Raw genomic sequence first — 14,875 nt, forward strand, 5'->3', positions numbered from 1 at the left:
CATTTAGGAGTAATTCTATACAGTCTATATAATTTCCAGTAATCTTTAGCATATTGTAGTGAATTTTATTACTGGAAATACATATTAAATTCACTACAAAATTAATTATACGAGGAGTTGTTTAGATGGAATATAAGTCTACTATAAAATCTAGACCTTATTTATTTAAAGAAACTAAGAAGGCTATAACTTTTATAAATAAAGGAATGGATCTCAATTCTATAAAAGAAAAATCATTAGAAGATAATATTTTTCAAGTAGAAAGTGCGACAAGAAAAAAGGAACTTGCATCAATAATAACTACACGGTTACAATTTATCGATAGTTTTATTATAGATAAAATTCGCAATAGTAATATAGATACTGCCAAAGTACTGGTATTATATATGATTATAAAAAGTGATCGTTTATTTTTTGAATTCATCAATGAGGTATACAAAGAAAAGATAATCTTGAAGGATCTATTTATTAGAGATAAAGATTTTTATGTGTTTTTCCAAAATAAAAGAGAACAAAGTGAAAGAGTAGCCGATTGGACAGAGTATACTTTTATGAAACTTAAGCAAGTTTACATAAGAATACTTTATGAAAGTGGTCTTATTAAAAATTCAAAAGGTGATAGAGAAATACAAGTACCTATCATCGATAGTGATATTATTAATTATTTATATAGCATAGGAGATAGTATCTATATTAATGCTATTTTGGGTATAGGTTAATAGGTGGTGAGGGAATGAAGGACATATATCATAGAATTGATGAGATATTACCTAAAATTACAGATGATAATTTTAGAAAGAATAAAGGATTAGGAAATGAAGTGGGATTTTATATTTTTGATTATAATCCCCAGTATGAATTATTAATTCGAGATAGAGTAAGGTTTATTAAAGAAAAAGCTAAGAAATCCTATAACTTAAATATTATTGAATTTGATTTATATGAAGTAATCTTAGAAATATTAGATTCAAAAGGATATTTACAAAAGAATTTTCACATAGAAGAAAAAAAGGGTAGTGAACAAGTTTTTACTGCTACAAAAAAGACATTAAGACTAACGTTAGATAATGACCTAGTAGTTAAATATATCGAACAAAGACTTGAAGGTACTGATATTGTTTTTCTAACTGGTATTGGGAAGGCATGGCCTATAATTAGATCACATACAATCTTAAATAATCTTCACAGAATTGTAGAAAAGCAACCTTTGGTTATGTTTTTCCCTGGAGATTATGATGGTGGAACTTTAATGTTATTTAATCTTTTTAAAGATGATAATTACTATAGAGCATTTCCTCTAGTATATAAATATTAATATTAAGGGTGGGAGTTTATAATGGATTTTAAATTAAAGTCAATGTTTTATAAGGATATAGACAGAGATATAAAGGGTGTAATAAAAGTTGGTCAAAATGATGATGCAAATATAAAACAAGAATTAGATGAGTATGTTATAACTGGAGAGTTAAATACTTATATAGATAGATTTTTTGAAGCTTATAAAGCTGGTATTATTGGTGATACTGACAAAAATGGTGTTTGGATTTCAGGCTTCTTTGGAAGTGGTAAATCCCATTTCTTAAAGATATTATCTTACCTTCTTGAAAATAGAATCATTGATGGTAAAAATTCTATTAGCTATTTTGATGATAAAGGTCTTGATAGTTTTATCTTAGCAAATATGAAGCAAGCTGGTGATGTTTCTACTGATGTTATTTTATTTAATATAGATTCAAAATCAGATTCTGACTCTAAGTCAAATAAAGACGCAATTGTTAATGTTTTCAATAAAGTCTTTAATGAAATGCAAGGATTTTGTGGTAGTATGCCTTGGATTGCAGATTTAGAGAGACAGATGGTGAAGGAAGGAACTTATGAATCTTTTAAAACTTCCTTTGAAGAAATTTCAGGTACTACTTGGATAGATGCTAGAGAAGATTTTTACTATGAGGAAGACTCTATTATAGAAGCATTAGCTAAAACAACAAAAATGAGTGAAGAAGCAGCTAAGAGCTGGTATGAAAAATGCCAAGATAATTATTCATTAAGTATTGATAAATTCACTACAAAGGTTAAGGAATACTGTGAATCAAAAGGAAACAATCATCATGTTGTATTCTTAGTAGATGAAATTGGACAATATATCGGTGATAATACTCAATTAATGCTAAATCTTCAAACTGTTGTAGAGGATTTAGGGACAAAATGTTCAGGTAAATGTTGGGTTATAGTTACATCACAAGAGGGATTAGACGAATTTACTAAAGTTAGAGGAAATGACTTTTCAAAAATTCAAGGTAGATTTAATACAAGACTATCACTTTCCTCTGCCAATGTTGATGAAGTAATTAAGAAACGTATTCTTAGAAAAACAGATGGGGCAACTAGTCATCTTAAAGCTTTGTATCAAGAAAAAGAATCTATAATAAAAAATCTTCTTACATTTGATAATAACGCTGAAATGAAGTTATATAAAAATGATGAGGATTTTGCAGCGGTATATCCATTTATACCTTATCAATTTAACTTATTACAATCTGCCTTTAATGGTGTAAGAGAACATGGTGCATCAGGAAAAAGTTTATCTAAAGGTGAAAGATCTCTCCTTGGTGCATATCAACAAGTCGCAATAAAATATATGGAGAGCGACTCTAGTCTATTAGTGCCATTTTCAGCTTTCTATGAAACTATTGAAACATTTTTAGATTCATCTATAAGATCAGTAATTATTAATGCAGAGAAAAATGAAAAACTTGATGAATTTGATGTAGAAGTATTAAAGCTACTATTTTTAATTAAGTATGTAAAAGAGATAAAAACTAATATTAATAACTTAGCAACTTTACTAGTAGATAATATAGATGCATCTCAAAAGGAATTAAAGGATAAAGTTAATGAATCTTTGAAGAAATTAATAAGAGAGACTTTAGTTCAAAAGAATGGTGATGAATTTATTTTCCTTACTAACGATGAGCAAGATGTTAATAAAGAAATAAAGAATATGGCTATTGATAATGGTGAAATAATTCAAAAGGTATCAGAAATTATATTTGATGATATCTATGGTGAATCAAAATATAGTTATTCCAAAAAGTATATATTCTCTTTTAATAAAATAGTTGATGATAGAACTAGAGGCCCTCAAAACAATGAAATAGGAGTAAGGATAATAACAGCTAACTTTGATTTAGTAGGTGGTACCTCTGAAAGTGAATTAAAACAAGTATCTGTAAGAGAAAACAATGTATTAGTTAGTATAGCTAGAGATGTAAATTACCTTGAAGAAATAGAAAATGTACTAAAAATAGATGCATATTTAAGACTTAAAGGCGGTAGTAAATCTACTATAGCTATTGAAGATATAAAAATCAAGAAAAGTAACGAAAGAAAAGAAAGACTAAAAAGAGCTAGATTTTTAATTGAAGAAGCTCTACGTAGCTCTGAAATCTATGTTAATGGAAAGATCTTAGACATAAAAGAAAAAAGTGGTGTAGAAAGAATCAATGAAGGATTAAAAAACCTAATAAATTATAAATACAGCAAGTTAAATTATATAAAGGAATTTAAAGATAATATTAAGGACTTATTTGATATTATAGACGCAAAATTAAACCAAATTTCAATTAATGATCCTAATCATTTAGCGATAACTGATATACAAAATCATATAGAAACTAGTACATCGAGAAACCTACAAGTAACAGTAAAAACTTTATTAAGTAAATTTTCCACTGCTCCATACGGATGGAAAGAAATTGATATTCAAGGTATACTAATAACTTTATTTAAAAAGCAAGATATCAAGGTAGTATTAAACAATGAGGTACTAGCTCCAAATAGTAGAGAAATAGTTAACTATGTTACAAAGCGTGATTACATAGACAGAGTTATTATAAAAACTAGAGAAAAGGTAGCTACAAAATATATTGAAGCCTTAAAGGATATTACTACAGACTTATTCGGTTTTTCTAGTATGCCTAGTGATGAAGATAGTTTGATGACATTCTTTATAGAACAATGTAAAATCGAATTAAATAATATAAACTTAATCCTTGCAAATTTTGATATAATCAGCTTTTATCCAGGAGAAAAAACATTAAAAGAAGGTAAAAAACTTTTCAAAGAAATTATTGAAATACGAGACACTTTAGAATTCTTCAAAACTACTTATGATTATGAAGATAGATTTTTAGATTATGTAGAGGAAATTGATAATATCAAAGGATTCTTCTATAAAAAAGATAATGGAAACATAGATAAATCTACCAAAGGAGAACAAAGGGTAATTTTTGATAACGCTATAGAAAAGATTAATAACTATGAAGAGAATAAAGAGTTCATTTTAAGTGATGAATTAAAGAATATTATTGGGGAAATAAAGTCTATAGTAAAAATGGAAAGTCCATATAGCAAGATTCCAACTATTCCATTACTTATAGAAACATATAATGATAAAATACTTAGTCTATTAGAAGAGGAAAGTAAACCAATTCTGAAATATATAAATACTTGTAATGATGAAGTTATAGAAAGTTTAGAACAGTATAATTTAAAAGATATGTTCATATCAAAAGTAAATGAGGATTTTGATAACCTAATAAAAAGAACAGAAGCAGCCAACAGTTTCTCTGTGTTAGCTTCTATGTCAGAACTTGCTGAAAAATTAAAGGTTAGATATATAAAGCAAATAGTAGCGGAAAATGAAACAAGAAAAAGAACTGAAGAAAGTAAAGAAGTAAGTAAATTAAAAGAATCATTAGTAGAAAAAGATAGCGATACAACTTATATAGCTGAACCAATAAAAGAACAAGCAAAAGTTGTAATAAAAACTAAGACTTTAAGTATGAGAGAATTAGTTAAAGGACAAAAGGTAATTAAGAATCATGAAGATATACATGCTGTGGTAGAGGCATTAAGAATAAAGCTAAAAGAAGAATTAGATAAGGATACTATTATTAATTTGGTGTAGGGGACAGTAGGTAGTAGATAGTTAGTGGTATGTTTAGTTTTTTTAGTATGGTCTAAAATTGGTACTTAGGTGATGTAATGAATGTTTTAAATTATACTGATTAATTGCTATAATGATATAAACAAAATTCTAGCTTTATGTGTTAAAATTTAAAAATGATTAATGGACTAAAAAGAACATTAAAGTAAACTGACTACTTAAACTTTTCACTACCTACTAAGAATAAGGTGGGTAGATAAATGGATAAAAATAAAATAAAGTCTTTTGCTATATGGGCTAGAAGAAATCTAATTTCTTCTGTTATCGATAAGGCAAATAGAATCGGTATATATGATAATAAAATAATAGAAGCGACTGCTGTTCAAGGTGGATTTAAGTTAGAAGGGAAAGAGGATATAATTCCTCTTTCCAAAACTGATAGAGATATACTTGTAAATGAAATAAGAGGAAAAGGCTTTAATCAAGTTATGGAAGAAGTAGCTTATACTTGGTTCAATAGATTTATGGCCCTTAGATATATGGAAGTAAATGATTATCTTCCATCAGGAATTAGAATACTCTCATCATCTGTTGAAGAAAAAACTGAACCAGATGTATTAAGTAAGGTATCAGAGATTATAGATGAATTAGGGTTAAAAGTTGATGAAATATATAAACTTCTAGATACAGGTGATACTTCAGATAGAGAAAAAGCATATAGGAATATTCTAGTTAAGCAATGTAATGAGTTAGGTAAAATAATACCTCAAATGTTTGAGAAAATAAGTGATTATACAGAACTTTTATTGCCGGATAACCTATTAGAAGAAGACTCTGTTATAAGGAAAATGGTTGTAGATATAGAGGAATCAGACTGGCTTGAAGAAGTAGAAATAATAGGGTGGATGTATCAATACTATATTTCAGAAAAGAAAGGTGAAGTATTTGCAGCATTAAAGAAGAATGTAAAAATAACAAAAGAGAACATTCCAGCAGCAACTCAATTATTTACTCCTAAGTGGATAGTTAAATATATGGTAGAAAACTCACTAGGAAGACTATGGTTAGAAGGGCATCCTAATGAAGAGTTACAAAGGCAGTGGAAATATTACCTAGAAGAAGCAGAGCAAGAACCAGAAGTAGAAAAGGAATTAAAGAAAATAAGAGAAGAACATTCTAAACTGAGACCAGAAGATATAAAAGTTTTAGATCCATGTATGGGTAGTGGTCATATCTTAGTTTATGCCTTTGATGTTCTTTATGAAATATACAAAAGTGCAGGATATAGTGAAAGAGAAATACCTAAGTTAATATTACAGAATAATCTATATGGATTAGATATAGATGATAGAGCAGCACAATTAGCATCTTTTGCATTAATAATGAAGGCTAGACATTATAATAGAAGATTGTTTAGAGAGATAGAACCTGAAGATTTAGAATTGAATTTGTGCTCAATACAAGAAAGTAATGAAATTAGTGAGGAAGTAACAGAGTATTTTGCCAATAGCAATGAAGAATTGATGAATGATGTTAAGTATTTAGTTGATGTATTTACTGATGCTAAGGAGTATGGTTCTATACTAGAAGTCGAAAAAGTTAATTTTGAAGCATTAAAAAAACGATTAAAAGAAATAGAAAATGATAATTTTATGTTTGGTGAGTATAGAAAAATACTTTTAGATAAATTTCCTATGATAATTAAGCAGACTGAAATAATGAGTAAAAAGTACGAAATATGCACTACTAATCCACCTTACTTAGGTAGAAAAGGTATGAATATTAAACTTACTAAATATATAGATTCCAAATATATTAATACAAAACAAGATTTATATGCTGTTTTTATGGAACGAACAATAAATTATACTAAAAGGCAAAGTTATTGTAGTATGATTAATCAACATTCTTGGATGTTCTTAGTTACATTTGAGAAATTTAGACAATATATAAATACTAACCTAGAAACTGTTAATATGTTGCATTTGGGCACAAGATCATTTGATGAAATTGGAGGAGAAGTAGTTCAAACTACAACATTTGTTTTTAGAAATAAAAATAATAACGAATATATTGCTAGTTATATAGATTTAACTAAAGGAGGATCAGAGCAAACAAAAGAAAATATATTTTTTCAAATAGATAAAATATATAGAGTAAAATTAAATAATTATATAAATTTACCTTTTAACGTTGTTGCATATTGGATAAGTAATAAATTTATTGAAATATTTAAGAACAATAAGAAACTTATAGATTATGCATCACCCAAACAAGGTTTAGCAACTGGTGAAAATGATAGATTTTTAAGATTTTGGAGTGAAGTCGACTTTAGTAAAATTAAATTGAATGCACACAATGGTGATGAATTAACTAATTCTATGTTTAAATGGGTTCCTTATAACAAAGGTGGAGAATTTAGAAAGTGGTATGGTAATAACTATTATATTGTAATGTGGGAAAATAATGGATATGAAATTAAGAATTTTAAGAATGAAGAAGGAAAATTAAAGTCTAGACCACAAAATACACAATTCTATTTTAGTCAGTGTTTAACATGGTCTAAAGTTAATATAGGCGGTTTTTCAGTAAGATTTATTCCAAATGGGTTTATATTTGATGTTGCTGGTTGTTCTATATTTATGGAAGATAATATTGAATATTTCTTAGGTTTGTTAAATTCAAAAGTAATTAATAAAATATTATCTTTTTTAAGTCCTACATTAAATTATGAAGTAGGAAACATTGCATCAATTCCGATACCAATGAAGCCAGAAAAAAAAATAGTAGACCTAGTGAATTTAGCAATAAAAATTGCAAAGGATTCTTGGGATTCGTTTGATGTATCCTGGGATTTTAAAGTTCATCCATTATTAAAGTTAACAGATAAAGGTAAGACTTATAAGCTTCAAAATGTATTTTTAATATGGAAAACTGAATGTGAAGAGAACTTTAATCAATTAAAATATAATGAAGAAGAATTAAATAGAATATTTATTGATATTTATGGACTTCAAGATGAATTACCTCCAGAAGTTGATGATAAGGATATTACAATTAGAAAAGCAGATAGGGAAAGGGATATTAAATCATTTATTTCTTATGCTGTTGGTTGTATGTTTGGTAGATATTCTATAGATTCAGAAGGTCTTATTTATGCAGGTGGAGATTTTAATGACAAGTGGAATTTTGAAAATGATAAAGTTAGAAAAATAGAAAAAGATGAAGATGGTAATATTCTAAGTGATACTTGGATTCCTTCTAGATTTGTTCCTGATAGAAAAAACATTATTCCTATTACAGAGTATGAATATTTTGAAGACGACATAGTTTCTAAATTTATAGAGTTTGTAAAAATTGTTTATGGTGAAGAAACTATAGAAGAAAATTTAGACTTTGTTTCTGATTCTATAGGAAGAAAACCAGCTGAAACTTCAAGACAGGCAATTAGAAGATACTTTATTAAAGATTTCTATAAAGATCACTTAAAAGTTTATCAAAAGAGACCTATTTACTGGATGTTTGACTCAGGAAAAAATGATGGATTTAAGTGTTTAGTTTATATGCATAGATATGATGAACAAACCGTTGCTAAGGTTAGAACAGATTATCTTCATCCATTACAAAGAAAATATGAAGCAGAGATTAATAGACTTCTATTAGTTGTAGATTCAGATGAATATTCTTATAAGGATAGAGCTGTTGCTAAGAAGAAAATTGATCGAATAACTAAACAAATAGAAGAGTGTAAAGAATATGATAAGGTAGTGTCATATTTAGCTAATGAGAAGATAGTAATTGATTTAGATGACGGAGTAAAGATTAATTATGCTAAATTCCAAGGAATTAAGGTAATTAATTCTAAGGGAAAAGAGGTTTCTATGAACTTATTTGCTAAAATATAGTTAATAACTTTATGCTTATAGCTAAATAAGTTAGAAGATCAGAGGTGATTAAATGAACTTAAAAGAAATAAGGAACTTCCTTAAAGAATTATTTTCCAAACCTTTAAATGATGGAAAAACTCGTCATATTATATTTTGGTATGACGAAGATGAAGATTTTATTGAGGAAATAGATAGTTTTGATATAGATAATGTGAAAGTAATTAAGTTAACAGAAAACAATGCCTTTTGGGCAAAATACCATATAGAAAAAGAAGATACATTTAGTAATATTCTAGTTTACTCTAATATGAAAAAACCAATTCCACAAGAGGATTGGTTATATGATATTTTCTGTTATAGTGAAGAGTTCTCTACTGACAGATCAACGGTAATAATGAGAGAGTTAAAAGTTGCAGATTCTTCTTTAAAAGAAGAGTTTCAGCTTTACAATACTTTCTTTAAGAACAAAGAAAGATTCAATAACTTTAAGAACTTAAATATTAATGAGTACACAAGAGAAAAACTTCATATAGGTATCCTTGCTGTTTTAACTAAGGTCAAGATAATGGATATGGAGGAAATAGTAAAATCTCTTATTAAAGATTATTTACAAGGTGATCATAAGTTATATTATGATATTGAAAAGTTTGGTAGGGTAGATGACCTTTGGAGTTTACTAGAAAAATATTATGGTTATACTTTTGAAGAAAGAAGTCTTGAAAGATTTATGGCTATGCTTCTAGTAACCAACATTACAGATACTATTAAATTCTCTCTTCCAAAACAATATACACCATTTATTTCTTCAAAATTAACTAATTGCATTGTTTTTATAAATCATTTTATTAATAATTCCAAGGACAGTGATACTTATGAAAAGATGCAACAATTAGTTGCAGATAAACTTAAAATAGAGCAACTATTAGAAAAGCATGATTCAGATGAATTTATTCACTGTGATGAATTTGAAATTATAGATAAGTTAATAATATCAAGAATTACAAGCCTTATAAAAGATGGTGTTGAAGAATATGATAAATACTTAAGTTCATTATCATCCCGTAGAACACTACATTATTATAAAAAGTATATTAGCGAATATAATGCTTTGAAATGGGCTATTAATCTTTTAAATAAAAAGAAACAATTATCATCAATTATTAAGGGTGATACTGCTTATAACATAGTTAAAGCATATACAAAAGATTATTATTATATTGATAAAGCTTATAGAAAATTCTACTATCATTACGATAACTGTATTCTAAAAGAAGCTATACGTGTTTTAAAAGATACTGTTGAAAATGTATATAATAATTGGTATCTTCAAGAGTTATCTATTAAATGGAATGAATCAATATCAAAACAAGCTTCTTGGAGAATAGATGGGTTAAAGTACCAAGATAAATTCTACAGAGAAAACATTAAGTTTAAAGGTAAGGAAAGAGTTTTTGTAATAATATCTGACGGCTTAAGATATGAAAGTGCTGAAGAATTAAATACATTACTTATTAACGAAAGAAAAGGTAAATGTGAATTAGACTACATGGAAGGAGTATTGCCTTCTTATACAAAGTTAGGTATAGCTTCTTTATTACCTAACCATTCAATTGAAATTAATGATAATTATGATGTATTAGTTAATGGTATAAATAGTAGTGGTACAGAGAATAGAAATACTATATTAAAATTAGAAAATGAAAAGTCATTGGCCATTACCTATGATGCTATTATGGATATGAAGGATAGTGAAATACGAAAAGCCGTTGCCGGTTTAGAAGTAGTATATATTTATCATAATTCAATAGATGCTAGAGGTGATCATTCTAGCACAGAACGAGAAGTATTCAAAGCTACTGATGATGCCTTTAAGGAAATAATCTTACTAGTAAATAAATTAGTTAATAGAGTAAGTGCAGCCAGCATTTTAATTACATCAGACCATGGGTATCTTTATAGAAGAAGTGCTATGGAAGAAAGTAATAAGTTATCTGGCGTAAAACTTGAAGATGGTGAAGTTAATAGAAGGTTCTTATTAACATCAAATAAAGAGGAGGTAGAAGGAACTATTTCCTTTAGTATGGATTACTTATTAGGGGATAAATCTAATAAATATGTTATTACACCAAAAGGAACATCCAGATTCAAAGTTCAAGGCGCTGGTGCTAATTATGTCCATGGTGGAGCAATGCCACAAGAAATAATTATACCAATTATTAGGTTCAAGAATGATAGAAGCTCATCTTCTGTTAATAGTATTAGAAAAGTAAAGGTTTCTTTAACTAGCATTACTAGAAAAATAACTAATATAATAACATATCTAGAATTCTTTCAAGACGAAAAGATTCAAGATAAGGTTATTTCTCAAAGGATTAGATGTTATTTTGAAGATGAAGAAAAAAATAGAATTTCTAATGAGAATATAATAATTGGAGACTCTAAATCAGAAAATCCTGTTGAAAGAACCTACAAGGAAAAATTTATACTTAAGAGTATGGCATATGATAAGACTAAGCAATATTTCTTAGTACTTCAAGATGATGAAGATTTAAATGGTTACTATGAAAGAGTTCCATTTAATATTGATATAGCAATAGTTGATAACTTTGGTTTTTAAATTTCTAAAAGAGTATTTATAATTTAAGTAAATACTCTTTTCTTATACAAATTTTGGTATACTATATTATGTAATTAAAGGGTAAAATTGAGGTGTAAATTATGGATGAATTATCTATGAAACTAAATCAGCATTTTGCTGGTAAAGTAGTTAGAAAAGATTTAACACAAAAATTAAAGCAAGGTGCTAATGTACCTATCTATGTATTGGAATATCTTCTAGGTATGTACTGTGCTACCGATGACGAGGATAGTATTAATGAAGGTGTAGAAAGAGTAAAAAATATTTTAGCTGATAACTTTGTAAGACCAGATGAGGCTGAAAAAATAAAATCTAAGATAAGAGAAATGACAAGATATACTGTTATAGATAAATTAACTGTTAAGTTAAATGAAAAGAAAGATGTCTATGTAGCCGAGTTCTCAAATCTAGGTCTCAAAGATGTGGAGATTGATGCTAGTTATGTGAAAAATTTTGAAAAGCTTCTAGGTGGTGGCATTTGGTGTATAGTAAAAATTCAATATTATTATGAGGAAGGAGCAAGAAATCAAAATCCATTTTCTATTGATTCTGTAACACCAATTCAAATGCCTAATATGGATATGAAGGAATTAATAGAAGGCAGAAAACAATTTAATAAAGAAGAATGGATAGATATATTAATTAGAAGTATAGGTATGGAACCAACTCAGCTTGAATACAACGTAAAATGGCATATGCTTCTTAGAATGGTTCCTTTATGTGAAAACAACTATAATATGTGTGAGCTTGGACCAAGAGGAACAGGAAAATCACATCTATATAAAGAAATATCACCAAATTCTATTTTAGTATCTGGTGGTCAAACTACTGTGGCAAACCTCTTCTACAATATGTCACAAAGAAAAATAGGCTTAGTAGGTATGTGGGATACAGTAGCTTTTGATGAAGTTTCTGGCATTACCTTTAAAGATAAAGATGGTATACAAATAATGAAAGATTATATGGCATCAGGGTCTTTTGCCAGAGGAAAAGAGGAAAAATCTGCATCTGCTTCTATGGTTTTTGTAGGTAATATCAATCAAAGTGTTGATGTACTATTAAAAACATCCCATTTGTTTGATCCATTTCCAGAAGCTATGGCTTATGATACTGCCTTCTTTGATAGAATGCACTACTATCTACCAGGTTGGGAAGTACCAAAAATGCGTCCAGAGTTTATCACTAATAGCTTTGGATTTATTACAGATTATCTAGCTGAGTATTTGAGAGCTATGAGAAAAACCACATTTGGTGATGCTATTGATAAATTCTTTAAGCTAGGTAACAACTTAAATCAAAGAGATGTAATAGCTGTAAGGAAAACTGTATCTGGATTTGTTAAACTTCTATATCCAGATGGAGAATTTACTAAAGATGATATAGAAGAAATATTAAGATATGCCTTAGTTGGTCGTAGAAGAGTAAAAGAACAATTAAAGAAAATTGGTGGAATGGAATTCTATGATGTTCATTTTTCTTATATTGATAATGAAACTATGGAAGAAGAATTTATTTCTGTTCCAGAACAAGGATCTGCATCTTTAATACCAGAAGGAGCTTCTAAATCGGGACATATTTATACTATTGGCCATGGTGATTCTGGTATGATTGGAGTTTATAAACTTGAAGTGGAAGTTGTTCCAGGTAGTGGTAAATTTGAAAAGACAGGTATAGGCTATGATAGAGATGCAAAGGAAAGTATAGAAACTGCCTTTAGATACTTTAAGGCAAATAGTAGAAATATCAGTGCTTCAATATCAACGACAACTAAAGACTACTTAATGCATGTACAAGATGTAACGGGGGTAGGAATGACCTCTAGTTTATCCTTAGCAGCATTAATAGCAATGTGTTCAGCGGCATTAAATAAACCAGTTCAAAGTCAACTAGCTATATTAGGTTCTGTAAGTATCGGAGGAACTATTAATAAAGTAGAAGATTTAGCTAACACTTTACAAGTTTGCTTTGATACAGGCGCTAAAAAACTACTATTACCGATGCTAAATGCAGTAGATATACCTTGCGTTCCACCAGAGCTATTTGCTAAATTCCAAATAATGTTCTATAGCGGAGCGGAAGATGCAGTGTTTAAAGCATTGGGAGTTCAATAGACATTCGTGATTCTTTTGAATTATTATGCGTCTCTATTGGGAATGCATTAGATCAAGTTGAAGAAAAAGTATGCTAATCATTACAAAATATATCTAAGAGCAGATTACTCAGATTTGCACTAAATTTATATCTAGTGTGTAATACTTGTACTACAAATATGGATAAAGGAGAAGATATGAAGTTTAGCAAAAGTAGGTTTCACATAGAATATGGACCAATTAGTTTATTTGAAAGAGTATCATTTATTATGAAAGATGTAACAGAGTTAAAAATGAATTCTAACCATTTTAAAGCAAGATTGCAAGAAAGAAATATAAACGCAAAAGTCATTAATGAATTAAAACAATTTAACATAAATGAATGGAAAGTAGTAACAGCAGAAGTAAGAAATGATAAAGGGAAATTTATTAATAGTACTTGGGAAAAAGTAATTGATGGCGTTAGGTATTGGGTAACAATTGGTTTTAATGATACAATTGAAACAATAGTCATAAAAAATAGTTCCGGCAAGGATAAGTGTATTACTTCTGGTGAATTATATGATTATGTTTCAAAAGTAAATAAGGAACTTATGAAAACATAATTTAAATTATATATAGTTTGAACTTTATTAAAATAAGATATTAAGGAGTACTATGTCAATGAATAGAATTTATTATTGGGACAAGGTATTAACCGATGAAAATCATCAAGAACTACAAATAACAGATTATATAATTCATTTTATTTAATTATTTTTGGGCACAGTAATATTATGTAAAAAAGAGATGATTCAAAAATAGTTGACTCCTCTCTTTTTTACATAATAAGTTCATAATTAAAAACATTTATCAATTAGAATTATCAACTTCCTTTGAAAATATTATACTTGATGATTATTCTGTTAGGTTGCTATATGATATTACGGAGGAATTAAATATATATTTGGATATTGATTTAAAAATGTTAATATATCTATAAAAAAGAAAGATAGTGTAAAGTTTGCTATGAAAAAATAATATAACAAAAAACACTATCTTTTTGAAAATTTAAAGTAGTAAATTACAGAAATAATTTAAATTTGAGCATGACAAAAAGACCTTTAATGAAGGCAAAAAAATTTATATTTGGTTATATAATCCGTTAGGAAGCATTTTTTTCTTGGATATCTAAAATAGCTTGCTGTCCTAACCTGATTAATATTTGCCATTTGGCAGGCATATTATCGATACCATCAAGAGCTTCAAGTTCATTAAGTGGTTTCCAATAGTTATATGGATGAGGTCTTAGAAAGTTATAATATGCGACCCA

7 protein-coding genes and 1 pseudogene are annotated in these 14,875 nt (G+C 27.9%); 7 read left to right on the forward strand and 1 reads right to left on the reverse strand.

All coding sequences use genetic code 11. The annotated features are described in order from the left end of the window. Nucleotides 1-125: 125 nt before the first annotated feature. From KQI30_RS15145 to KQI30_RS15175, 7 genes are all read left to right on the forward strand, one after another. Nucleotides 126-719 carry a DUF1819 family protein gene (locus KQI30_RS15145; protein ID WP_216464185.1) on the forward strand — a complete coding sequence of 198 codons (594 nt, stop codon included), beginning with the start codon at nucleotides 126-128 and terminating at the stop codon, nucleotides 717-719. A gap of 14 nt (nucleotides 720-733) precedes the next feature. Then, complete coding sequence (locus tag KQI30_RS15150) at nucleotides 734-1,315, forward strand: DUF1788 domain-containing protein (protein ID WP_216464186.1); 582 nt, start codon at nucleotides 734-736, stop codon at nucleotides 1,313-1,315. 21 nt (nucleotides 1,316-1,336) lie between these two features. Next, nucleotides 1,337-4,969 carry a BREX system P-loop protein BrxC gene (gene brxC, locus KQI30_RS15155; RefSeq protein ID WP_216464187.1) on the forward strand — a complete coding sequence of 1,211 codons (3,633 nt, stop codon included), beginning with the start codon at nucleotides 1,337-1,339 and terminating at the stop codon, nucleotides 4,967-4,969. Between the two features lie 239 nt (nucleotides 4,970-5,208). Further along, nucleotides 5,209-8,853 carry a BREX-1 system adenine-specific DNA-methyltransferase PglX gene (gene pglX, locus KQI30_RS15160; RefSeq protein WP_216464188.1) on the forward strand — a complete coding sequence of 1,215 codons (3,645 nt, stop codon included), beginning with the start codon at nucleotides 5,209-5,211 and terminating at the stop codon, nucleotides 8,851-8,853. 52 nt (nucleotides 8,854-8,905) lie between these two features. Continuing rightward, nucleotides 8,906-11,452, forward strand: a complete 2,547-nt coding sequence (pglZ, locus tag KQI30_RS15165) for a BREX-1 system phosphatase PglZ type A (RefSeq protein WP_216464189.1) — start codon at nucleotides 8,906-8,908, stop codon at nucleotides 11,450-11,452. A gap of 101 nt (nucleotides 11,453-11,553) precedes the next feature. Continuing rightward, entirely contained in the window at nucleotides 11,554-13,584 is a 2,031-nt protein-coding gene (gene brxL / locus KQI30_RS15170) for a protease Lon-related BREX system protein BrxL (protein ID WP_216464190.1), read from the forward strand. Nucleotides 13,585-13,760: 176 nt separating this feature from the next. Further along, a complete protein-coding gene (locus tag KQI30_RS15175; protein WP_216464191.1) occupies nucleotides 13,761-14,168 on the forward strand; it encodes a hypothetical protein in 408 nt (135 codons plus the stop codon). Between the two features lie 539 nt (nucleotides 14,169-14,707). Here the strand turns inward: KQI30_RS15175 and KQI30_RS17740 are convergent. Continuing rightward, a pseudogene (locus KQI30_RS17740) lies at nucleotides 14,708-14,875 on the reverse strand (transposase); the annotation flags it as partial.

It is taken from the genome of Clostridium bornimense (assembly GCF_018917145.1).
Classification (GTDB): domain Bacteria; phylum Bacillota; class Clostridia; order Clostridiales; family Clostridiaceae; genus Clostridium_AN; species Clostridium_AN bornimense_A.